Source organism: Streptomyces sp. NPDC040410 (assembly GCF_055595715.1).
Genome location: NZ_JBVIVK010000011.1, coordinates 149630 through 172363 on the forward strand (window position 1 = coordinate 149630; position 22734 = coordinate 172363).

Here is a 22734-nt window from a genome sequence, read left to right on the forward strand (position 1 = left end):
CCGCGCGATCCCGCGGACCGGTCTGCTCGGCCGACCGGCTGGCTGGCTGGCTGGCTGGCTGCACGAGACGCCGTTGCCGGCGGGTACCAGACGGCGGCTGCGTCCTGAACGGTGAGCTCCTCATGGCCGGCCTCGACGCCGTCCGGGTGTAGAGCGCCCGCCTCCGGTGCACCATGGCTGCATGCTGCTGACCCGGCTGGCCCGTGTGTCCCAGGAGGTCGCCGCCACCGCGGCGCGCTCCCGGAAGATCGCGCTCCTCGCCGAGCTGTTCCGGGACGCCGAGGCGGAGGACGCGCCGATCGTCATCCCGTATCTGGCGGGACGGCTGCCGCAGGGCCGGCTCGGTATCGGCTGGAAGGTGCTGAGCCGTCCCGTCGCCCCGGCGGCCGAGCCCACCCTGACCGTGCGCGAGGTCGACGCCCGGCTCACCGAACTGGGCGGCATCTCGGGCACCGGCTCGCAGGAACGGCGGGCCCGGCTGGTCGGGGAGCTGATGGGCTCGGCCACGGCCGACGAGCAGCGGTTCCTGCTCGGGCTGCTCACCGGCGAGGTCCGGCAGGGCGCGCTGGACGCCGTCGCCGTCGAGGGGCTGGCCGGTGCGACCGGGGCGCCGCCCGGAGACGTACGGCGTGCGGTGATGCTGGCGGGGTCTCTGCAGACCGTGGCGGAAGCCCTCCTCGTCGACGGCCCCGCCGCCCTGGAACGCTTCCGGCTCACCATCGGCCGCCCGGTCCTGCCGATGCTGGCGCACAGCGCCTCCTCGGTGGCCGAGGCGGTCGGCAAACTGGGCGCGTGCGCGGTCGAGGAGAAGCTGGACGGTATCCGCGTGCAGGTGCACCGCGACGGCGGCACCGTACGGATCTACACCCGCACGCTCGACGACATCACCGACCGGCTGCCCGAACTCACCTCGGCAGCAATGGAGTTGAAGGGTGAGCGGTTCATCCTCGACGGTGAGGTCATCGCCTTCGGCGCCGACGGACGGCCGCGGTCGTTCCAGGAGACCGCCGGGCGCGTGGGCTCCCGCGTGGATGTGGCCACGGCCGCCGAGGCGGTGCCCGTCTCCCCCGTCTTCTTCGACGCGCTGTCCGTCGACGACCACGACCTCCTCGACCTTCCCTTCGCCGAGCGGCACGCGGAACTGGCCCGCCTCGTGCCCGAGCCGATGCGGGTGCGCCGCACGCTGGTGTCCGGGCCCGCGGACGTGGCCGAGGCCGAGGAGTTCCTCGCCGGGACGCTGCAGCGCGGCCACGAGGGGGTCGTCGTGAAGTCCCTCGACGCCCCTTACAGCGCGGGCCGGCGCGGCGCGTCCTGGCTCAAGGTCAAGCCGGTGCACACGCTCGACCTGGTGGTCCTGGCCGCCGAGTGGGGCCATGGCCGGCGCACCGGCAAGCTCTCCAACCTCCACCTGGGCGCCCGCACCGCGGACGGCTCCTTTGCCATGCTCGGCAAGACCTTCAAGGGCATGACCGACAAGATGCTGGCCTGGCAGACCGAGCGGCTCCGGGAACTGGCCGTGGAGGACAACGGGTACGTGGTGACCGTGCGGCCCGAACTCGTCGTCGAGATCGCCTACGACGGTCTGCAGAAGTCCACGCGCTACCCGGCCGGCGTCACCCTCCGCTTCGCCCGGGTGGTCCGCTACCGCGAGGACAAGCGCCCGGAGGAGGCAGACAAGGTCGAGACGCTGCTGGCCGCGCACCCGGATGTGATGCCGTGACCGCCAAGCGGAGCGCGGGCCTGCTGTTGTTCCGGCATACCGACCACGGTCTGGAGGTGTTGCTCGGCCATATGGGCGGTCCGTTCTTCACCCGGCGCGACGCGGGCGCGTGGACCGTGCCCAAGGGCGAGTACGAGCCCGACGAACCGGCCTGGGACGCGGCGCGCCGCGAGTTCGAGGAGGAGCTGGGCCTGCCGCCGCCCGACGGCGAGGCCGTGCCGCTCGGCGAGGTCCGGCAGACCAACGGGAAGATCGTCACGGCCTGGGCGGTCGAGGCCGACCTCGACCCGGCGACGATCGACCCGGGCACCTTCCGGATGGAGTGGCCACCGAAGTCAGGGCAGACCCAGGAGTTTCCCGAACTGGACCGCGTCGAGTGGTTCGGCCTGGACCGGGCCCGTGACGTGATCGTCAAGGCGCAGGCGGCGTTTCTCGACCGGCTGGCGGAGCACTCGGCCTGAGGGGGCTCCCACGCGTTGCGGTCCGCAGCGTCGCGCGGGATGGTCGAAGCAAGTCCGCCCCGAGGAGGTCAGTCATGCCCATCGCGACGGTGAACCCGGCGAACGGCGAGACGCTCAAGACGTACGAGGCCATGGGCGCCGAGGAGATCGAGCGCAGGCTCCAGCTCGCGGAGGCCACCTTCCGCACGTACCGGACGACGGGCTTCGGTGAACGTGCCCGCCTCATGAGGAGGGCCGCCGACCTCCTCGCAGAGGACCAGCAGGACATCGGCCGTGTCATGACCACGGAGATGGGCAAGCCCGTCAAGCAGGCCCGCGGGGAGGCCGCCAAGTGCGCGAAGGCCATGCGCTGGTACGCCGAGCACGCCGAGGAGCTGCTCGCCGACGAGGAGCCCCCCGACTCCGACGTGAAGGACTCCGGCGCCGCCCGTGTGCGCGTGCGCTACCGGCCGCTGGGCCCGGTGCTCGCGGTGATGCCGTGGAACTTCCCGCTGTGGCAGGTGATCCGGTTCGCGGCGCCCGCGCTGATGGCGGGCAACGTCGGCCTGCTCAAGCACGCCTCGAACGTGCCGCAGACCGCCCTCTATCTGGAGGACCTCTTCCACCGGGCGGGCTTCACCGAAGGGTGCTTCCAGACTCTTCTGATCGGCTCCGGAGCGGTCGAGGAGATCCTGCGCGACGAGCGCGTCAAGGCGGCCACCCTCACCGGCAGCGAGCCTGCGGGCCGCGCGGTCGCCTCCGTCGCCGGGGACATGGTGAAGAAGACGGTGCTGGAGCTCGGCGGCAGCGACCCGTACGTGGTCATGCCGTCGGCGGACATCGAGCGTGCCGCCCGGGTCGCGGTGACCGCTCGCGTGCAGAACAACGGGCAGTCGTGCATCGCCGCGAAGCGGTTCATCGTGCACACGGACGTGTACGACGCCTTCGCCGAGCGGTTCGTCGAGGGCATGAAGGCACTGAAGGTCGGCGACCCGATGGAGGAGGAGACGGAGGTCGGGCCGCTGTCGAGCGAGCAGGGGCGCGCCGACCTGGAGGAGCTGGTCGACGACGCGAGGCGCAGCGGGGCGGCCGTCCTGTGCGGTGGCGCGCGCCAGGGCGGGCCCGGCTGGTACTACCCGCCGACCGTCCTGGCCGGCATCACGCGGGAGATGCGCATCCACCGCGAGGAGGCCTTCGGCCCGGTGGCCACGCTGTACCGCGCGGGCGATCTGGACGAGGCCGTGCTGATCGCCAACGACACGCCGTTCGGGCTGAGTTCCAACGTGTGGACGCGGGACGAGGCCGAGGTGGACCGCTTCGCGCGGGACCTGGAGGCCGGCGGGGTGTACGTCAACGGGATGACGGCGTCCCACCCGGCGTTCCCGTTCGGCGGGGTCAAGCGGTCCGGTTACGGCCGAGAGCTGTCCGGGCACGGAATCCGCGAGTTCTGCAACATCACCACCGTATGGCACGGAGCGTGAGGCTTCCGCGGCTACGATCCCCTTTGTGAACCGCGAAGTGACTCTGCCTCTGATCGTCGACGACCGCGGGAACTTGCAGGTGGCGGCGGCCGACGTCAGCAAGCTGTTGCGGACGATGGGTGGGCGGTGGCTGCATCTCGTGGAGGCCGGGCAGGAGGGGCTCGACGAGGACACGGTCGCCGCGCTGACGATCGAGCTCGCGAAGCTTGCCGATCGGATTGATGTGGCGTGCATCGCGCACAGCAGCGGAGGTACGCCGTAGGGGGTGGGGTGCGTTGACCGGAACGACCAGAACACAGCCCCCGTAGCTCACGAAGAGACGGCATGAGCGAAGAGACTCTCACCGAGATCCTGCCCCCGATCCGCCACTGGCCGGCGCTCGATCTGACCGGCGTCGACTTCGATCCGGTCCTGACCGAGCTGATGCGCGAGGGTCCCGTCGTCCGCATCCGGCTGCCCGACGACGAGGGCTGGGCCTGGCTGGTCACCCGGTACGACGACGTACGTATGGTGACCGGCGATCCCCGGTTCAGCCGCGAGGCCGTCAGGGACCGCCAGCCCGCCCGGCTCGCCCAGCGCTTCGTCCCGGCCGGCGGCGCGGTCGGTTTCCTGGACCCGCCCGACCACACCCGGCTGCGCCGCTGCGTGGAAGACGCCTTCACCGCTCAGGGCGTGGAGCGGATCCGGGAGGAGTCCCGGCGGCTGCTCGGCGAACTGGTCGACGAACTCCTGCAGGACGGTCCGCCCGCCGACCTCAAATCGGCCGTCCTCAGCCCCTTCCCCGTCGCGGTGACCAGCGAGCTGCTGGGGGTCCCGGCCGCCGACCGGCACGTCATCCACACGTGGACCCGGGTGATCCTTTCCTCCTCGCACGGCGCGAAGGCCGGCGAGCGGGCGAAGGGCGAGATGGGCGCGTACTTCGCCGAGCTCATCGGCCGGCGCGAGGGCAGCACCGGCGAGGACGTCACCTCGCTGCTCGGCGCGGCAGTGGGCCGCGGCGAGGTGACGCCGGAGGAGGCCGTCGGAACGGCACTGCTCCTCCAGCTGGGCGGGGAGGCGGTCACCGACAACTGCGGGCAGCTGTTCTACCTGCTGCTGACCCGCCCCGACCTGGCCGAACGGCTGTGCGCCGAGCCGGAGATCCGCCCGCAGGCCATCGACGAACTCCTTCGCTACATCCCGCACCGCAACGCTGTCGGGCTGTCCCGGATCGCCACTGAGGACGTGGGTATCCGGGGTGTACGGATCCGGGCGGGCGACGCGGTCTACGTGTCGTACCTGGCCGCGAACCGCGATCCGGACGTCTTCCCGTTCCCGGAGACGATCGACTTCTCGCGCAGCCCGAACCCGCACATGGCGTTCGGCTCCGGCCCGCACCACTGCCCGGGCGGGGCGCTCGCCCGGCTGGAGGCCGAGCTGCTGGTGGACGCGCTGCTGGACCGGGTGCCGGGTCTGCGGCTCGCCGTGCCGCCCAAGGACGTGCCCTTCAAGAGAGGGGCGCTGATCCGCGGGCCGGAGGCCCTGCCCGTGACCTGGTGAGGGCGGTGACCCGCGAAGAGGAGCGTTATCGGATGGGCATGCCCGAGAGGGTGCGGGCGATCACCAGGCGCTGGATCTCACTCGTGCCTTCGAAGATGGTGTAGATCGCCGCGTCCCGGTGCATCCGCTCGACCGGGTACTCCCTGGTGTAGCCGTTGCCGCCGAGGATCTGGATCGCCTGGGCGGTGACCTTCTTCGCGCTCTCGCTCGCGAACAGCTTGGACATCGACCCCTCGGCCGCGGTGAACGGCCTGCCGTTGACCGCCATCCAGGAGGCGCGCCAGACGAGGAGGCGGGCGGCGTCGACGGACGTACGCATGTCCGCCAGCTGGAAGGCCACGCCCTGGTTGTCGATGATCGGCCGGCCGAACTGCTCACGCGTCATGGCGTAGTCGAGGGCGACCTCGTACGCGGCCCGTGCGGTGCCCACGGCCATCGCACCCACGGCGGGGCGCGAGGCCTCGAACGTGGCCATCGCCGCGTTCTTCACGCGCTCGCCCCCCGCCCTCGCCCTCTCGCGGGCGCGGGCCAGCCGCTCGTCCAGCTTCTCCTTGCCGCCGAGCAGACAGGAGCCGGGGACCCGGACGTTCTCCAGGACGACCTCGGCGGTGTGCGAGGCGCGGATGCCGTGCTTCTTGAACTTCTGCCCCTGGGACAGTCCGGGCGTGTTCGGCGGGACGATGAAGGAGGCGTGCCCCTTCGAGCCGAGCTCCGGATCGACGACCGCGGCGACGACATGGACGGCGGCGATGCCACCGTTGGTCACCCAGGTCTTGGTGCCGTTGATCACCCACTCGTCCCTGGCCTCGTCGTACACGGCACGCGTGCGCATGGAGGCGACGTCCGAGCCGGCGTCGGGCTCGGAGGAGCAGAAGGCGGCGACCTTGACGTCGGTCGCGTCGCCGTACATCTGGGGGACCCAGGTGCCGATCTGCTCCTCGGTGCCGTTGGCGAGGACGCCGACGGCGGCGAGGCCCGTGCCCACGATCGACAGGGCGATGCCCGCGTCGCCCCAGAAGAGCTCCTCCATGGCCATCGGGATGCCGAGGCCGGTGGGGTCGAAGTACTGCTGGGCGTAGAAGTCGAGGGAGTAGATGCCGACCTTCGCGGCCTCCTGGATGACCGGCCAGGGAGTCTCCTCACGCTCGTCCCATTCGGCGGCCGCGGGGCGGATGACGTCCGCGGCGAAGCCGTGCAACCAGTCCCTGACCTCCTTCTGTTCGTCGTTGAGCTCCATGGTGAACTCGGCCATGTTCCCTCCAGCGGCGGCACACTTGCCTGTTACTTACGGTAACACGAGTCTGTTACCGGCGAGTAGGGAAAGTCAACTCCTGATGACCGCTCGGCAGCCCGTTCGATGTCAGGAAGGTGTTGAGTGTTAGTTTGCGCAGGCGTCACCGAATCAGCACGGGTGGGGAGAGCACATGGACACCACGCAGCGGACCGAGCAGCAGCGGTCCGCCGACCGCCGACGGCGCGAACTGCTGGAGGCCGCCGACCGAGTGGTGCTGCGCGACGGCCCGCAGGCCTCGATGAACGCCATCGCCGCGGAGGCCGGCATCACCAAGCCGATCCTCTACCGGCACTTCGGCGACAAGAGCGGACTTTACGCGGCGCTGGCCAAGCGGCACACGGACGCCCTGCTCGACTCGCTGCGCGCCGCCCTGGACGCCCCGGCGGACCGGCGGGAGCGGGTCGAGGCCACGCTCGACACCTACCTCTCGGCGATCGAGGCACGGCCCCAGGTGTACCGGTTCCTGATGCATCCTGCCGAGGGCACCCAGACCAGCGACCAGGGCTTCGACGTCGGCAAGCACTCCGCTCCGCTGCTGCGGCGGATGGGCGAGGAGCTGGCCCAGGTCATCGAGGAGCGGCTGGATCTCGGGCCGGGGAGTCACCGGCTGGCCCGGGTGTGGGGGCATGGGATCGTCGGCATGATGCATGCGGCGGGTGACTGGTGGCTGGGCGAACGGCCGTGCTCGCGAGCGGAGTTGGTGCGGAGCCTGGCCGACCTGTTGTGGGGGCGCCTCGCCGCGGCGGGGGACAAGGTCGGCGGTCCCGGCTTCTGAAGCCGGCCCAGGGGCGCAGGGCCGTGTTCCATGTGCGGCTCCGCCGCGTGAGCGCGACAAGCCACACACCACCCGCGGTCGCCGAACTCCTCAGCTCCCCCACGGCGCCCGCGCGGCCTGCCGCAGCACCCGCCGCTTGCGCCACCCCGTGAGGTGATCGACGTACACCCGCCCCTCCAGATGGTCGCACTCGTGCTGGAGGCACCTCGCGAAGAACCCCGTCCCGTGCACGGTGACCGGCTCCCCGGTCACCGTGCACCCCTCGACCACCGCATGGTCATACCGTTCCGTCCCCGCCTCCAGGCCCGGCAGGGACAGGCAGCCCTCCGGTCCGCGGAGTACGAAGCCGTCGGCGTCCACCAGGCGCGGGTTCACCACGTGTCCGAGGTGACGCACGTCCTCGTCGTCCGGGCAGTCGTACACGAACACCCGCAACGACTCCCCCACCTGGTTCGCGGCCAGCCCGACCCCCCGCGCCGCGTACATGGTCGCGAACAAGTCCTCCACGAGGGCGGCCAGTTCGGGCCCGAAGTCCGTGACCTCCCGGCACGGCTCGCGCAATACCGCGTCGCCGAGCAGGGTGAGGGGCCGGACGCGCCCGCGGGCGCCCGGGATGGGGCTGTTTCGCATGACGGCAAGAGTACGGGCACGGTCGGCCCGCCCCGCCGCGCAGGCTTTCGGCACGGGCGGGATTCGGGAGTGCGAATGGATCTCGATAGGCTGACCACCACCACGTTGCCGTCAGGCAGAGGCGCGGCGCGTACGCAAGGAGGATCGAGAACTGATGGCAGGCAACTCGGACCCGCTCACGCCGCGGGCCAAGCTCGCCGTGACCGCGGGCAAGGCGGTCGCGGCGGCATCGCGCGCCGCGGGGCGCGGCAGCGGTTCGGTGATCGGTGGCCGGGTGGCACTCAAGCTCGACCCCGACCTCCTCGCCCGGCTCGCCCAGAACCTGGACGTCGTTCTCGTCTCGGCGACCAACGGCAAGACCACGACCACCCGGCTGATCGCCGAGGCGCTGCGCGCCGCGGGCCCGGTCGTGTCCAACGCCCTCGGCGCCAACATGCCGGCCGGCATCACCTCGGCACTCGCGGGCGGCTCGGAGGCGCGGTACGGCGTCATCGAGGTCGACGAGAAGTACCTCGCCGGGGTCGCCCGGGACACCGACCCGAAGTGCATCGCCCTGCTCAACCTCTCGCGCGACCAGCTCGACCGCGCCGCCGAGACCCGCATGCTCGCGGAGAACTGGCGCGAGGGTCTCGCCGGCTCCAAGGCCGTCGTCGTCGCCAACGCGGACGACCCGCTCGTCGTGTGGGCCGCCTCCTCCTCCCCCAACGTGATCTGGGTCGCGGCCGGGCAGATGTGGAAGGACGACGCCTGGTCGTGCCCGTCCTGCGGTGGCGTGATGCAGCGCCCGGGTGAGGACTGGTTCTGCGGCGAGTGCGGTTTCCGCCGGCCGACGCCGAGCTGGGCGCTGTCCGGCGACCACGTCCTCGACCCGCACGGCTCCGCCTGGCCGATCCACCTCCAGCTGCCGGGCCGCGCCAACAAGGCCAACGCCGCCTCCTCGGCCGCCGTCGCCGCCGTGTTCGGAGTGCCTCCGCAGGTCGCCCTGGAGCGCATGTACCAGGTGCAGGCGGTGGCCGGCCGCTACGACGTGGTGCAGTTCATGCAGCGCGACCTGCGGCTGCTGCTCGCGAAGAACCCGGCCGGCTGGCTCGAAACGTTCAGCCTGATCGATCCGCCGCCGACGCCGGTCATCCTCTCCGTGAACGCGCGCAGCGCCGACGGCACCGACACCTCATGGCTGTGGGACGTCGACTACACGCGGCTCACCGGCCACCCGATCTTCGTCATCGGGGACCGGAAGCTCGACCTCGCGGTGCGCCTGGAGATCGCGGGCCAGCACTTCCAGGTGTGCGAGAACCTCGACCAGGCCGTGCAGACGGCCCCGCCGGGCCGCATCGAGGTCATCGCGAACTACACCGCGTTCCAGGACCTGCGCCGCCGCGTCGGCAACTGAGCGTCTGAGCGACCGAGCAACTGACCGACAAGGACGATGACTTCATGAGCGACAACAGCCTGCGGGTCGTCTGGGTCTACCCGGACCTGCTCAGCACCTACGGGGACCAGGGCAACGTCCTCGTCGTGGAGCGCCGGGCCCGGCAGCGCGGCCTCGACGTGGCCCGTCTCGACGTGCGCAGCGACCAGCCCATCCCGACCTCCGGCGACATCTATCTGATCGGCGGCGGCGAGGACCGGCCGCAGCGGCTCGCGGCGGAGCGGCTGCGCCGGGACGGCGGTCTGACCCGTGCGGTGGAGAACGGCGCGATCGTGTTCTCGGTGTGCGCCGGCTACCAGATCCTCGGCCACGAGTTCATCAACGACCTCGGCCAGCGCGAGCCCGGTCTCGGCCTGCTCGACGTGGTCTCGGTGCGCGGCGAGGGCGAGCGGTGCGTCGGTGACGTACTGGCCGACATCGACCCGCGCCTCGGCCTGCCCCAGCTGACCGGCTTCGAGAACCACCAGGGCGTCACCCACATCGGCCCCACCGCCCGCCCGCTCGCCCAAGTGCGCGTCGGCAGGGGCAACGGCACGGGCGACGGCACGGAGGGCGCGTACAACGACACGGTCTTCGGTACGTACATGCACGGGCCGGTGTTCGCGCGGAACCCGCTGCTCGCCGACCTGCTGCTGAAGCTGGCGCTCGACGTGAACGCGCTGCCGCCGACCGACGACCGCTGGTTCGAGGCGCTGCGCAACGAGCGCATCGCGGCCGCCGAGCAGCCTGCGTGAACACAGCCGTGGAGCAGCATCCCGCGTGAGTCTCGCGCACCTCATGTTTCACCAGGCGTAACCAGCCCGTCTGACGGGGCATCCGCACAGGTGAGCGGGGCCGTCCAGCAGGCGGACGCACGGTGCGGCCCCGCCCCCTCCTGCCGCTAGGGTGGCGGGGATCGAGCCGGACAACGTGGTCCGGTCCCAGGCCCACGTTGAGAAGGTTGTTTCGGGCTATGCGCATTGGTGTCCTCACGTCCGGCGGCGACTGCCCCGGCCTGAACGCCGTCATCCGGTCCGTCGTGCACCGTGCCGTCGTCGACCACGGCGACGAGGTCATCGGCTTCCGGGACGGCTGGAAGGGCCTCCTGGAGTGTGACTACCTCAAGCTCGACCTCGACGCAGTGAGCGGCATCCTGGCTCGCGGCGGCACCATCCTCGGCTCCTCCCGGGTCCGTCCCGAGCACCTGCGGGACGGCGTCGAGCGGGCCAAGGGTCATGTCGCGGAGCTCGGGCTCGACGCGATCATCCCGATCGGCGGCGAGGGCACGCTCAAGGCGGCCCGGCTGCTGTCGGACAACGGTCTGCCGATCGTCGGCGTGCCGAAGACGATCGACAACGACATCGCGGTCACGGACGTGACCTTCGGCTTCGACACGGCCGTCGGGGTCGCCACCGAGGCCCTGGACCGGCTCAAGACCACCGCCGAGTCCCACCAGCGCGTGCTGATCGTGGAGGTCATGGGCCGCCACACCGGCTGGATCGCGCTGCACTCCGGCATGGCGGCGGGCGCCCACGCCATCGTCGTACCGGAACGCCCATTCGACATCGAGGAGTTGGCCGCGCGGGTCGGCGAGCGGTTCGAGGCCGGCAAGCGGTTCGCGATCGTCGTCGCCGCGGAGGGGGCCAAGCCGCTGGCCGGCACCATGGACTTCGACGAAGGCGGCAAGGACGTCTACGGCCATGAGCGGTTCGCCGGGATCGCGCGGCAGCTCTCGCTGGAGCTGGAGCACCGCCTCGGCAAGGAGGCGCGGCCGGTCATCCTCGGGCACGTCCAGCGGGGCGGGACGCCCACGGCGTACGACCGGGTGCTGGCCACGCGGTTCGGGTGGCATGCGGTGGAGGCGGTGCACCGAGGTGAGTTCGGCCGGATGACCGCGCTGCGGGGGACGGACATCGTGATGGTGTCGCTGGCGGAGGCGGTGGAGACGCTGAAGACGGTTCCCGATGAGCGGTATGCCGAGGCGGAGTGCGTTCTGTGATGTGCCGCCGGTAGCCGGCAAGGGCTCGGTCCGTGCGGTTTTTCGCGGACCGCGGACTGTGTGCGGTTGATCGCGCGGTTCCCGCGCCTCTTGGGGCGCTGTAGCGCCCCCGGTGACATTCGTTGCCGGGGGCGGTTCTACTCTGGGTTCGGACAGACAGCGCACAACCCGTACGAACCAGGAGCCGTTGGATGGATCACAGCGGGCACGGCACGACCATGGATCTGCCGCCGTTCACGCTGGGGCGGGGGCTCGAGTGGTCTGCGGACCCGTTCTTCCTCGTCGCCTGTCTCCTGGGGCTGGGACTCTACGGCTGGGGTGTGGTGCGGCTGCGGCGGCGCGGGGACGCGTGGCCGGTGGGGCGCACGGTCGCGTACACCGTAGGCGTGCTGACCATCGCATTCGTGATGTGCACCAGGCTGAACGACTACGGGATGGTCATGTTCAGCGTGCACATGGTGCAGCACATGGTCATCAGCATGCTGTCGCCGATCCTGATCCTGCTCGGCGCCCCGGTCACGCTGGCCTTGCGCGCGCTGCCCACGGCGGGGCGGGGCCGCAAGGGGCCGCGCGAGCTGCTGCTGATGTTCCTGCACAGCCGTTACATGCGTATCGTCACGCATCCCGCGTTCACCATCCCGATGTTCATCGCGAGCCTGTACGCGCTGTACTTCACGCCGCTGTTCGACTTCCTGATGGGCTCCAAGACGGGGCACATCACGATGATGGTGCACTTCCTCGCCGTCGGCCTGGTCTTCTTCTGGCCGATCATGGGTGTGGACCCCGGGCCCAACCGGCCGGGCTACCTGATGCGGATGCTGGAGCTGTTCGCGGGCATGCCGTTCCACGCGTTCTTCGGCATCGCGCTCATGATGGCGACCACACCCATGATCGAGACGTTCAAGAACCCGCCCGCCTCGCTCGGCATCGACGCGCTGTCGGACCAGAACGCCGCCGGCGGCATCGCGTGGGCGTTCAGCGAGATCCCGTCCGTGCTGGTGCTGATCGCGCTGCTGTTCCAGTGGTACGGCTCGGAACAGCGGCAGGCCAAGCGCAAGGACCGGGCCGCCGACCGCGACGGCGACAAGGAACTCGAGGCATACAACGCCTACCTGGCCTCACTGAACGCACGCGGGAACTGACAGCAATCACCGGAAGGCACGGGCGTGGGCGAGCATCGCCGCAGTCGGCCCGTGCGAGACTCCGGAGTATCTCGACCGGCTCACTCCGTTCCGGGCCCGCCGTGAGGCGTTCGTGCGGCGATCCGCTGGGTCCTTCGAGGTGGCGACCGCTTCCGCGGAGGAGGCGCGTCGGCCCGGCCTGGCCCGGAGCGGAGGCGGGAGCCGCGGGAGAAACTCGCTGATGTGCGCAGCCTGGCCGTCGTGCCCACCGGCGCCGGTTTCGAGGCCGCCGGGCGGCGCACCGCCTGTCTGCCGCTGGGTGCGCACGGGCCCGGTGTACGGGCCTCTCGGCGGCCGGCGCGGCCCGGCTCGGGCTTCGCCGACGCGGCGACCATGCCGCGGCGGGACCGCCTGGACGTGCGTTCCAGCCGCGACGCCCGCCTGCTCTTCTGTGGCCGCCCGCACCACGAGGAGGTACTCGGATTCACCCGGCTGGGTGCCCGAGGTCACACTCGCCGAAGCCCGTCCCGGCTCGGCCGCGGCGTCTGCGCGAGAGGTCGCGCCGGACGAGTACGGCTTCGGCCCGGCCGTGTACAAGGACGGGCCCTGGACGAGCGCGGGCCCCTGGAAGTGCGGCACACGTTTCGTCGTGTGCACCGTCCGGAAGCAGAACGGGGGCACCATGGAGGGGACCGAACCATGAGGAGGGTGTCGCGATGCCCGGTTCTACGAACGGTTCCACGAAGACGATGGGGGTGCTCACCGTCGGCGGACTCGTCGTGGTGACGGCCTACACGGTGGCGCTCGGCAGCAACGGCTGGCTGTGGTTCGGCTGGGTCGTGCTGGGCCTGATCACACTCGGGATGGTCGCCACGCGCAGCACCTGACCCTTCACCCTGCGGCGAGCCGCCCCGCCGAGTGCACCCCCGGCTGGTACTTCGGCAGCCGGGCGGTGATCTTCATACCCGCTCCCACGGCGGTCTCGATCACCAGGCCGTAGTCGTCTCCGTAGACCTGACGGAGCCGGTCGTCGACGTTGGACAGCCCGATGCCTCCGGACGGACCGACCTCGCCGGCGAGGATGCTGCGCAGCACGTCGGGGTCCATTCCGGCGCCGTCGTCCTCGATGATCACCAAGGCCTCGGCGCCGGCGTCCTGGGCGGTGATGCTGATGCGGCTCCTGCCGGCAGACACTGCCTTGCCCTCCAGTCCGTGTTTGACGGCGTTCTCGACGAGCGGCTGCAGGCACAGGAAGGGCAACGCGACCGGCAGCACCTCGGGGGCGATCTGCAGGGTGACGGAGAGACGGTCGCCGAAGCGGGCCCGGACGAGCGCCAAGTAGTGCTCGATGGCGTGGAGTTCGTCGGCGAGGGTGGTGAAGTCGCCGTGCCTGCGGAACGAGTAGCGGGTGAAGTCCGCGAACTCCAGGAGGAGTTCGCGGGCACGTTCGGGGTCGGTGCGGACGAACGAGGCGATCACCGCCAGCGAGTTGAAGATGAAGTGCGGGGATATCTGGGCGCGCAGGGCCTTGATCTCCGCTTCGATGAGGCGGGTGCGGGACCGGTCCAGGTCGGCGAGTTCGAGTTGCACGGACACCCAGCGGGCGACTTCTCCGGCGGCCCGTACCAGGACCGCGGACTCTCGGGGTGCGCAGGCGACGAGGGCACCGTACACGCGGTCGTCGACGGTGAGCGGGGCGATGACGGCCCAGCGGACGGGACAGTCGGGGGCGTCGCAGGTCAACCGGAAGGCCTCGCCTCGACCGGTCTCCAGGGGGCCGGCGAGGCGCTCCGTGATCTCGGGGCGGTGGTGGCCGCCCACGCCGTCCCAGGCCAGGACCGCCTTCTCGTCGGTCAGGCACAGCGCGTCCGTGCCGAGCAGGGAGCGCAGTCTGCGGGCGGACTTGCGGGCGGTCTCCTCCGTCAGCCCGGCCCGCAGCGGGGGCGCGGCGAGGGAGGCGGTGTGCAGGGTCTGGAAGGTCGCGTGCTCGACGGGGGTTCCGAGCCCGCCGAGGCTCTCGGGGCGCGCGGTGCGCCGCCCCAGCCAGAACCCCGCGGCCAGCAGCGGGAGGACGGCCACGCACAGGCCCGCCAGGAAACCGCTCATGCCTTCACCTCCCTTCGAGCCGGGACCAGGGCATCCCGGGCTCTGCCCCGAACGTCATGCCGTCGACTCCCGGCCCGCACGAGACCCCCGACGCCACCCCGGCCCGCCGTGTCCTTCCTCCGGCCCGCACCACAGACGGACAACACCCCCGGCCCGCCCGGCCGCCGTGCCCTCGCCCCCGGCCACGAGCGCACAGCGACCGCTCCCCGTGCTCTTCGGCGACTGGTCGTGCCGTCGACTCCCGGCCCGCACGAGACCCCCGACGCCACCCCGGCCCGCCGTGCCCTCTCCTCCGGCCCGCACCACAGACGGACAACACCCCGGGCCCGCCCGCAACCCGCCACACTCTCGCCTCCGGCCCGCACCCAACCGACGGCAACACCCCCCCGGCCCGCCCTGCCGCCGTGCCCTCGCCCCCGGCCACGAGCGCACAGCGACCGCTCCCCGTGCTCTTCGGCGACTCGTCATGCCTTGACCTCCGCCCGCAGTTCCTCCGGCAGATGGAACCGGGCCAGGATCGCCCCCGTGCCCGGAGGCACCCGGCCGGAGGTGGCCAGGGACACCAGCACCATGGTGAGGAAGCCCAGCGGCACGGACCACAGTGCGGGCCACGCGAGCAGGGCGTGCAGCGGGCCCGTGCCGGGGAGGCCCGCCATGGTGGCGGCCACGGCCACGAACGCGGAACCGCCGCCCGCCAGCATCCCGGCGGCCGCGCCGGGCGGGGTCAGCCGCCGCCACCAGATGCCGAGGACGAGCAGCGGGCAGAACGACGACGCGGAGACGGCGAAGGCGAGCCCGACGGCGTCGGCGACCGGCAGCCCGCCGGCCAGCACGCTCGCCGCGAGGGGTACGGCCATCGCGAGCACCGTGCCGAGTCTGAAGTGCCGTACGCCGCGGGTGGGGAGGACGTCCTGCGTCAGCACACCGGCCACGGCCATGGTCAGCCCCGACGCCGTGGACAGGAACGCGGCGAAGGCCCCGCCCGCCACCAGCGCGCCGAGCAGGTCGCCGCCCACGCCGCCGATCATGCGGTCCGGCAGCAGCAGGACGGCGGCGTCGGCGTCGCCGGTGATGGCGAGTTCGGGGGCGTAGAGCCTGCCGAGCGCGCCGTACACGGGCGGCAGGAGGTAGAAGGCGCCGATCAGGCCGAGCACGGCGACCGTGGTGCGCCGGGCGGCGACGCCGTGCGGGCTGGTGTAGAAGCGGACGACGACGTGCGGCAGGCCCATGGTGCCGAGGAAGGTGGCGAGGATCAGCCCGTACGTGGCGTAGAGCGGCCGTTCCTCGCGGCCCGCGGCCAGGGAGGTCGACATGCCGCCGTTGCTGCCGCGGTCGGCGGCCGGGACGGCGGCGCCCTGGTCGAACGTCAGCCGGGTGCCTTGCTGGATGTGGTGCGTACCGGCGGGTAGCCGGAGCCGTTCGTCGTCGTGCGGGCTGCCGTCGACCGTGCCGTTCACCGTGACGGTCAGGGGCCGCTCCAGCTTCAGGTCGAGGCTGTCGTCGACACGGACGACCCGCTGCTCGCGGAAGGTCACCGGTTCCTCGAAGGCGCGGCGGGGTGCTCCGTCGCCCTGCCAGGCGAGGACCAGGAAGAGGGCGGGAACGAGCAGAGCGGTGAGTTTGAGCCAGTACTGGAAGGCCTGCACGAAGGTGATGCTGCGCATGCCGCCGGCGGCGACGGTGGCGACCACGACGCCCGCCACGATCATCCCGCCGAGCGAGTCGGGCGCGCCGGTGAGGACCGCCAGCGTCAGTCCGGCGCCCTGGAGCTGGGGCAGCAGGTAGAGCCAGCCGACGCCGATGACGAAGGCCCCGGCCAGCCGTCGTACCGCCTGGGAGGCGAGACGGGCCTCGGCGAAGTCGGGCAGCGTGTAGGCGCCGGAGCGGCGCAGCGGGGCGGCGACGAACAGGAGGAGGACCAGGTAGCCGGCCGTGTAGCCGACCGGGTACCAGAGCATGTCGGGGCCCTGGACCAGGACCAGGCCCGCGATGCCGAGGAAGGAGGCGCCGGAGAGGTACTCGCCGCTGATGGCGGCCGCGTTGAGGCGGGGGCCGACGGTGCGGGAGGCGACGTAGAAGTCGGAGGTGGTCCGGGAGATGCGCAGGCCGAACGCGCCGACCAGGACGGTCGCCACGACGACGAGGGCGACGGCGGGGACGGCGTAGCTGGAGTTCACTGCGGTCAGCGGTCCTCGACCAGGCGCACGAAGTCCCGTTCGTTGCGCTCCGCCCGCCGCACGTACCAGCGGGCGAGCAGCACCAGCGGGGCGTAGAGGCAGAAGCCGAGCACCGCCCACTCCAGGCGGCGGGCGTCCGGCATCGTCGCGAAGACCAGCGGCAGCGGGCCGACGAGCATGCCCAGGACCGCGAACACGGCGAGGGCGGAGCGCAGTTGGGTGCGCATCAGGGAGCGGACGTAGGTGTGGCCGAGGGTGGTCTGCTCGTCGATCTCGGTGCGCGGCCGGTAGTAGCCGAAGGCGCGGCGGGCGCGGCGAGGCGGGCCGGTGACGGCGACACGGCGTTCGCCGGGCTCCTGGGGCACCTCACGACCTCCTCATCAGCAGGTCCCGCAGTTCGCGCGCGTGTCTTCGGCTGACCTGGAGTTCCTCGGCGCCGACCAGGACGGTCACGGTGCCGGCGTCCAGTCGGAGTTCGCCTATGTGGCGCAGTGCGACGAGGTGGCGGCGGTGGATGCGCACGAAGCCGCGGGAGCGCCAGCGCTCCTCCAGGGTGGACAGGGGTATGCGTACGAGGTGGCTGCCCTTGTCGGTGTGCAGGCGGGCGTAGTCGCCGCGGGCCTCGACGTGCGTGATGTCGCCGACGGAGACGAAGCGGGTCACTCCGCCCAGTTCGACGGCTATGTGGTCGGGGTCGGGCTCGTGCACGGGGATCCGGGGGGCGGCTTCGCCGCGTTCGGCGGCCCGGCGGACGGCCTCCGCGAGCCGTTCCTTGCGCACCGGTTTGAGCACGTAGTCGACGGCCTTCAGGTCGAAGGCCTGCACGGCGAAGTCCTCGTGGGCGGTGACGAAGACGACGAGCGGCGGCTTGGCGAAGCCGGACAGCAGCCGGGCCAGGTCCAGCCCGTCGAGGCCGGGCATGTGGATGTCGAGGAAGACGACGTCGATCGCCTCCGGCCCGCCCGGGCCCGACTCCAGCGCGCGGTTGATCCGGCGCAGCGCCCCGGTCGCGTCACCGGCGCCCTCCGCGCTCCCGATGCGGGGGTCCGCGTTCAGCAGGTAGAGCAGTTCCTCGAGCGAGGGGCGTTCGTCGTCGACGGCGAGGGCGCGCAGCATGAACGTGGAGTGTAGGAGCAATCCGCACGTCTGGACACGTGCCGGTGCGGACGTCTCCGGTGGCTGGGGTGTGCACGTCGTCGCTGGATACAGTGCCGACATGAACAGCAGGACCACGCCGTTCGACGAGCTCGACCGCAAGATCATCACCGCTCTGATGGCGAACGCCCGGACCAGCTTCGCCGAGATCGGGGCGGCGATCGGCCTGTCCTCGACGGCGGTCAAGCGGCGCGTGGACCGGCTCCGCGAGACGGGGGTGATCACGGGGTTCACGGCCACGGTCCAGCCGTCGGCGCTGGGCTGGCGGACGGAGGCGTACGTCGAGGTCTACTGCGAGGGCGCGGCCCCGCCGCGGCGGCTCGCGGAGGTGGTGCGCAACCATCCGGAGATCACGGCGGCGATGACGGTGACGGGGGGCGCGGACGCGCTGCTGCATGTGCGGGCGCGGGACGTGGAGCACTTCGAGGAGGTGCTGGAGCGGATCCGGGCGGAGCCGTTCGTCCGCAAGACGATCAGCGTGATGGTGCTGTCCCACCTCATCCCGGAGAGCCCCGAGGCGGGTGCCCTCCACGCCGCGCCGGAGGACGCTCCGATCGACGCACCAGACGTGCGCTGAGCGGCCTGAGAACGCAGCATTCCTGCGCGAACACGCAGCTCCTGTTCCTTGTCGGGCGTCCGGGTCGCTTTCTACCTTGGTGTCAACCCCAGTCGACACCCCAGGAAGCGGAGGAACCCCTCTGTGCCAGACAGCCGTGTGCCGCGCCGGCGGCGCTTCCTCGTCTGCGAACCCAGACACTTCGCCGTGCAGTACGCGATCAACCCCTGGATGCATCCCGACGCCCATGTCGACGTCGATCTGGCCCAGGAGCAGTGGCAGGCGCTGATCCGCGCCTACCGCGCCCACGGTCACACCGTTGACACCGTGGAGCCGGTCGCCGGTCTCCCGGACATGGTCTTCGCCGCGAACTCGGCGGTCGTCGTCGGCGGCCGCGTCTTCGGCTCCCTCTTCCACGCGCCCGAGCGCCGCCCCGAGTCCACGCACTACGAGACGTGGTTCAAGGGTGCCGGTTTCGACGTGTACCGGCCCGAGACCGTGTGCGAGGGCGAGGGCGACCTGGTCTGGACGGGCCGGTACGTCCTGGCCGGCACCGGATTCCGGACCACGCGCGAGGCACACCGTGAGGTGCAGGAGTTCTTCGGCCATCCGGTGATCAGCCTGACCTTGGTGGACCCGTACTTCTACCACCTGGACACCGCCCTGTTCGTCCTGGACGACGACAACATCGCGTACTACCCGGAGGCGTTCTCGCCCGGCAGCCGTGAGGTGCTGGAGCGCCTCTATCCGGACGCGGTGCTCGCCACCCGTGAGGACGCGACGGCGTTCGGTCTCAACTCCGTGTCCGACGGCCGCCACGTCTTCATCGCGCCGCAGGCGGAGGCGCTCGCCGCCCGTCTCGACGACCACGGCTACGTCCCCGTCCCCGTCGACCTGTCCGAGTTCCGGAAGGCCGGCGGCGGCATCAAGTGCTGCACTCAGGAGATCCGTTCATGACCGCTCCCGTCACCACGCGTTCGTCCGCCGACCTGATCCGCGCCGAGGAACCGGTCCTGGCGCACAACTACCACCCGCTGCCGGTGGTCGTCGCCCGCGCCGAGGGCACCTGGGTGGAGGACGTCGAGGGCCGCCGCTACCTCGACATGCTGGCCGGCTACTCGGCCCTGAACTTCGGCCACCGCCACCCCGCGCTGATCGAGGCGGCCCACCAGCAGCTCGACCGGCTGACGCTCACCTCGCGCGCCTTCCACAACGACCGGCTCGCCGAGTTCGCCGAGCGGCTGGCCGGGTTGACGGGCCTGGACATGGTGCTGCCGATGAACACCGGCGCCGAAGCGGTCGAGAGCGGCATCAAGGTGGCCCGCAAATGGGCGTACGAGGTCAAGGGCGTCCCGGCCGACCAGGCGACCATCGTGGTCGCGGCGGAGAACTTCCACGGCCGTACGACCACGATCGTCAGCTTCTCCACGGACGAGACGGCCCGGACGGGCTTCGGCCCCTTCACTCCGGGCTTCCGGATCGTCCCGTACAACGACCTGGCCGCGCTGGAGGCGGCGGTAGACGAGACGACGGCGGCCGTGCTGATCGAGCCCATCCAGGGCGAGGCGGGCGTCATCATTCCGGACGAGGGCTACCTGACCGGCGTACGGGAGCTGACGCGCCGCAAGGGATGCCTGTTCATCGCGGACGAGATCCAGTCGGGGCTCGGCCGCACCGGCCGTACACTCGCCGTCGAGCACGAGTCGGTCGTCCCCGACCTGCTGCTGCTCGGCAAGGCGCTGGGCGGCGGCATCGTCCCCGTGTCCGCGGTGGTCGGCCGCCGGGACGTGCTCGGGGTGCTGCGGCCGGGTGAGCACGGGTCGACGTTCGGCGGCAACCCTCTCGCCGCCGCGGTCGGCACGGCCGTGGTCGATCTGCTGGAGGCCGGTGAATTCCAGCGCCACGCGGCCGAGTTGGGCGTGCTACTGCGCGGCGGGCTCGCGGACCTGGTGGGCAAGGGCGTCGTCGGCTTCCGGGCGCGCGGGCTGTGGGCGGGCGTCGACATCGACCCCGCCATGGGAACCGGCCGCGAGGTGAGCGCTCGCCTCATGCGGGAGGGCGTCCTCGTCAAGGACACCCACGGCTCGACGATCCGGCTGGCACCGCCGCTCACGATCACCGGCGAGGAGCTGGTGGGGGCGCTGGGGGCGCTGGAGGGGGTTCTGGCGCAGGGGGCCTGACAGCGGACGGATCATCGATGGAGCCCGCCGGACACCGGCGGGCTCCCTTCAGCGTCGGGGCCTCGTCGGGGCTGTCACACTCGCCGTGCACGGCTGGGACCTGGCACGTGCCGCGGGCCGGCCCTTCAGGATCGGCGAGGAGACCGCGCAGGCGGCCATGGGCGTGGTCGAGCAGATGGCGAGCAGGCACGGGCCAACGGCAGCTTCGGCCCACCCGTGACCGTGGCCGCCGACGTCTCGGTCTTCGAGCGGGCGCTGGGGGTGAGCGGGCGGAATCCAGGATGATGCGGCTGACCGCCCTCGGCCGGGGTGCCCGCTGGGCAGTAGGTCGATCGGCGTAGCGCGGTCGGCTTTCCCCACCGGAGCCACGGGCCGTCACTACAGTGAGTGCCCTGACGACTCCGGGCCGTGTGGCGGCCGGTGCCGGGGTGTGTACGAGCAGAGCTCCGGGGGACGTGCATGCGCAGGGGGACGGCCTCGCGACGATGGAACGGCATCGGCGGTGCCCGGGTCCTTCTCCTCGGCACGGGGCGGCATCGCCCGGGTTCCACGCTCCCGGACATCGACGCGGTGCCGTACACCCTGCTCGACCTGCGCCGGGTCCTGACCGAACAGTGCGGAATGGTCCCGGAGTCCGTCCGGACGCTGCTCGATCCGCCGTCACCCATGGAGATGGGCGAGGCGATCGGCGCGGCGGTCGACGAGGCGCAGGGGCTGCTCGTCGTCTACTACGTGGGACACGGCCTGCTCAGCGGCGAGCCGTCGGCGCTCGTGACGATCGGCCTGCGTGCCGACTTCTACGGCGCGTGCGTCGCCAGGCCGGAGCTGACGCGGACCTTGGAGGCGCGGCCTGTGGTGGTCGGGCCGATGACCGAGTCCGAGGTCCGTGAGACGATCACGCGGCCCGCCGCCAGGACCGGTCTCGAACTGGAGCCGGGTCTCGTCGAGCTGCTGCTCGCCGACCTCGGCATCCCCCCGGGCGACGGCGGCCACTCGCAGTCGTACGAGGCGGGGCGGCTGCCTCTGCTGTCACACGCCTTGTTCACCTCCTGGCAGGAGAGCAAGGGCGATGCCCTCACCGCAGCCGGCTACCGGCGCACGGACGGTATCCACGGAGCCCTCGCCGCCACCGCGGAGCGGGCCCTGCACCGGCTGGACGAGCCCGGCCGGGAGACCGCCCAGGCCCTGCTGCTGCGTCTGGTGCAACTCGGGGACGGTGCGCACGACACCCGGCGCAGGGTGGAACGCGAGCGTTTGCTGGCGACGCTGCCCGACCCCGGCCGCGGTGCGGCCGTGCTCGAGGCGTTCACCGCCGAGGACACGCGGCTGATCGCCGCCGAACAGGACACCCTGGAGATCGTCCACGAGGCGCTGCTGCGGGCCTGGCCGCGGATGCGGTCGTGGCTCGACACCGATCGTGCCCGGCTGCTGGCCGAGCAGCAGCTGATCGACACGGCCCACGAGTGGGAGTCGGGCCGGACCGCCGGTCCCTCGCGGCCACCGAGTGGGGCGCCGAGGTCACGGCGGGCCGTGGGGTCGTCTGGGACGTGGGCCGCATCGCCGCGATCGTCACCCACCCCGTCGAGCGTGGCTGCGTCCTCGCGGGGCGGGGCCTCGACCGCAAGGAGTGGCCGCGCTACACGGACGGCCTGCCCTTCCGCACCACCTGCCCGACCGGCTGAGGAGAGTCGTCTTGCGCATCTCGGTCACGTTCGACTCCCACGACGGCAGCCCTGACGACGGGCCTGCGCTGGCCGAGCTGTACCGCTGGGTACGCGAGGACGACGCGGTCCGCGAGACGGACGCCCGGCTCGCCCTGGCCGCCGCGCCCGTCCGTCCCGGTGAGATGGGCGGTGCGTTCGAGGCCGTCAACGCCGTTCTGGGTTCGGGGCTGGACCTGGGCGCCTTCGTCCTGGCCGTCCTCACCTGGCGCGGCACCAGGACACGACCACCGCGTCTCCGCTTCGAACACGACGGGATCACCGTCACCGTGTACGACGACTCCCACGAGAACGTGGCCCGGATCATCGAAGCCCTCGGCACTCAGACAGAACCCCCGCCGCCCCGCTCCGACGACCCGTCCGGTGCTCCATGAGCCCTCCCCCGCTCCGGCCGATCCCGCCCCAAACCGGCACAACGTGGGAAACTGG

At 71.7% G+C, this 22734-nt stretch carries 23 protein-coding genes; 17 read left to right on the forward strand and 6 right to left on the reverse strand.

Annotated features, from left to right (window positions below; all coding sequences use genetic code 11):
* The first annotated feature begins 181 nt into the window (after positions 1-181).
* The 5 genes from ACZ562_RS22465 to ACZ562_RS22485 all read left to right on the forward strand — a co-directional run bounded on the left by ACZ562_RS22465 (position 182) and on the right by ACZ562_RS22485 (position 5180).
* Entirely contained in the window at positions 182-1720 is a 1539-nt protein-coding gene (locus ACZ562_RS22465) for an ATP-dependent DNA ligase (protein WP_471181889.1), read from the forward strand.
* Entirely contained in the window at positions 1717-2181 is a 465-nt protein-coding gene (locus ACZ562_RS22470) for an NUDIX hydrolase (RefSeq protein WP_471181892.1), read from the forward strand. The genes ACZ562_RS22465 and ACZ562_RS22470 overlap by 4 nt, the downstream gene beginning before the upstream one ends.
* 74 nt (positions 2182-2255) lie before the next feature.
* Positions 2256-3641, forward strand: coding sequence for an NADP-dependent succinic semialdehyde dehydrogenase (locus tag ACZ562_RS22475; RefSeq protein ID WP_471181895.1), 1386 nt, complete (start codon positions 2256-2258; stop codon positions 3639-3641).
* 25 nt (positions 3642-3666) lie between these two features.
* The gene (locus ACZ562_RS22480) at positions 3667-3903 is read left to right on the forward strand and encodes a DUF6213 family protein (protein WP_471181898.1); all 237 of its coding nucleotides are present in this window, start codon (positions 3667-3669) and stop codon (positions 3901-3903) included.
* A 62-nt stretch (positions 3904-3965) separates the two neighbouring features.
* Positions 3966-5180 carry a cytochrome P450 gene (locus tag ACZ562_RS22485; RefSeq protein WP_471181901.1) on the forward strand — a complete coding sequence of 405 codons (1215 nt, stop codon included), beginning with the start codon at positions 3966-3968 and terminating at the stop codon, positions 5178-5180.
* Between the two features lie 25 nt (positions 5181-5205).
* Here the strand turns inward: ACZ562_RS22485 and ACZ562_RS22490 are convergent, their stop codons facing one another.
* Positions 5206-6432: an acyl-CoA dehydrogenase family protein gene (locus ACZ562_RS22490; RefSeq protein WP_471181903.1), complete on the reverse strand. Its 1227-nt coding sequence runs from the start codon at positions 6430-6432 to the stop codon at positions 5206-5208.
* A gap of 172 nt (positions 6433-6604) precedes the next feature.
* Between ACZ562_RS22490 and ACZ562_RS22495 the strand changes: the two genes are divergently transcribed.
* Entirely contained in the window at positions 6605-7249 is a 645-nt protein-coding gene (locus ACZ562_RS22495) for a TetR/AcrR family transcriptional regulator (RefSeq protein WP_471181906.1), read from the forward strand.
* Positions 7250-7339: 90 nt separating this feature from the next.
* On the opposite strand, the gene def is transcribed toward ACZ562_RS22495, so the two are convergent.
* The gene (gene def, locus ACZ562_RS22500; RefSeq protein ID WP_471181909.1) at positions 7340-7879 is read right to left on the reverse strand and encodes a peptide deformylase; all 540 of its coding nucleotides are present in this window, start codon (positions 7877-7879) and stop codon (positions 7340-7342) included.
* 154 nt (positions 7880-8033) lie between these two features.
* Between def and ACZ562_RS22505 the strand changes: the two genes are divergently transcribed.
* The 6 genes from ACZ562_RS22505 (at position 8034) to ACZ562_RS22530 (ending at position 13297) form a co-directional block, all read left to right on the forward strand.
* The gene (locus tag ACZ562_RS22505) at positions 8034-9272 is read left to right on the forward strand and encodes a DUF1727 domain-containing protein (protein WP_471181912.1); all 1239 of its coding nucleotides are present in this window, start codon (positions 8034-8036) and stop codon (positions 9270-9272) included.
* 44 nt (positions 9273-9316) lie between these two features.
* On the forward strand, positions 9317-10045 hold the full coding sequence (locus ACZ562_RS22510) for a type 1 glutamine amidotransferase (RefSeq protein ID WP_471181914.1): 729 nt from the start codon (positions 9317-9319) through the stop codon (positions 10043-10045).
* A gap of 218 nt (positions 10046-10263) precedes the next feature.
* Positions 10264-11289 (forward strand): 6-phosphofructokinase, encoded by a 1026-nt coding sequence (locus tag ACZ562_RS22515; protein WP_471181917.1) that lies wholly within the window; start codon positions 10264-10266, stop codon positions 11287-11289.
* A gap of 191 nt (positions 11290-11480) precedes the next feature.
* Positions 11481-12431, forward strand: coding sequence for a cytochrome c oxidase assembly protein (locus tag ACZ562_RS22520; RefSeq protein WP_471181920.1), 951 nt, complete (start codon positions 11481-11483; stop codon positions 12429-12431).
* A gap of 475 nt (positions 12432-12906) precedes the next feature.
* Positions 12907-13113, forward strand: coding sequence for a hypothetical protein (locus ACZ562_RS22525; protein ID WP_471181923.1), 207 nt, complete (start codon positions 12907-12909; stop codon positions 13111-13113).
* A gap of 13 nt (positions 13114-13126) precedes the next feature.
* Positions 13127-13297, forward strand: coding sequence for a hypothetical protein (locus ACZ562_RS22530; RefSeq protein ID WP_371673008.1), 171 nt, complete (start codon positions 13127-13129; stop codon positions 13295-13297).
* 4 nt (positions 13298-13301) lie between these two features.
* On the opposite strand, the gene ACZ562_RS22535 is transcribed toward ACZ562_RS22530, so the two are convergent.
* The 4 genes from ACZ562_RS22535 to ACZ562_RS22550 form a co-directional block, all read right to left on the reverse strand.
* Positions 13302-14516, reverse strand: a complete 1215-nt coding sequence (locus ACZ562_RS22535) for a sensor histidine kinase (RefSeq protein WP_471181926.1) — start codon at positions 14514-14516, stop codon at positions 13302-13304.
* A 464-nt stretch (positions 14517-14980) separates the two neighbouring features.
* Positions 14981-16693: a sodium/solute symporter gene (locus tag ACZ562_RS22540; RefSeq protein WP_471181929.1), complete on the reverse strand. Its 1713-nt coding sequence runs from the start codon at positions 16691-16693 to the stop codon at positions 14981-14983.
* Positions 16694-16698: 5 nt separating this feature from the next.
* Positions 16699-17058: a hypothetical protein gene (locus ACZ562_RS22545; protein WP_471181932.1), complete on the reverse strand. Its 360-nt coding sequence runs from the start codon at positions 17056-17058 to the stop codon at positions 16699-16701.
* Position 17059: 1 nt separating this feature from the next.
* Entirely contained in the window at positions 17060-17809 is a 750-nt protein-coding gene (locus tag ACZ562_RS22550) for a LytR/AlgR family response regulator transcription factor (RefSeq protein ID WP_471181934.1), read from the reverse strand.
* Positions 17810-17909: 100 nt separating this feature from the next.
* Between ACZ562_RS22550 and ACZ562_RS22555 the strand changes: the two genes are divergently transcribed.
* The 5 genes from ACZ562_RS22555 to ACZ562_RS22575 all read left to right on the forward strand — a co-directional run bounded on the left by ACZ562_RS22555 (position 17910) and on the right by ACZ562_RS22575 (position 22679).
* Positions 17910-18425, forward strand: a complete 516-nt coding sequence (locus tag ACZ562_RS22555) for an Lrp/AsnC family transcriptional regulator (RefSeq protein ID WP_471181937.1) — start codon at positions 17910-17912, stop codon at positions 18423-18425.
* A 123-nt stretch (positions 18426-18548) separates the two neighbouring features.
* Positions 18549-19361: a dimethylargininase gene (gene ddaH, locus ACZ562_RS22560; protein WP_471181940.1), complete on the forward strand. Its 813-nt coding sequence runs from the start codon at positions 18549-18551 to the stop codon at positions 19359-19361.
* Positions 19358-20584 carry an ornithine--oxo-acid transaminase gene (rocD, locus tag ACZ562_RS22565; RefSeq protein WP_471181942.1) on the forward strand — a complete coding sequence of 409 codons (1227 nt, stop codon included), beginning with the start codon at positions 19358-19360 and terminating at the stop codon, positions 20582-20584. The genes ddaH and rocD overlap by 4 nt, the downstream gene beginning before the upstream one ends.
* Positions 20585-21043: 459 nt before the next feature.
* Complete coding sequence (locus ACZ562_RS22570) at positions 21044-22321, forward strand: nSTAND1 domain-containing NTPase (protein ID WP_471181945.1); 1278 nt, start codon at positions 21044-21046, stop codon at positions 22319-22321.
* Entirely contained in the window at positions 22278-22679 is a 402-nt protein-coding gene (locus ACZ562_RS22575) for an effector-associated constant component EACC1 (RefSeq protein WP_471181948.1), read from the forward strand. The genes ACZ562_RS22570 and ACZ562_RS22575 overlap by 44 nt, the downstream gene beginning before the upstream one ends.
* Positions 22680-22734 lie beyond the last annotated feature (55 nt).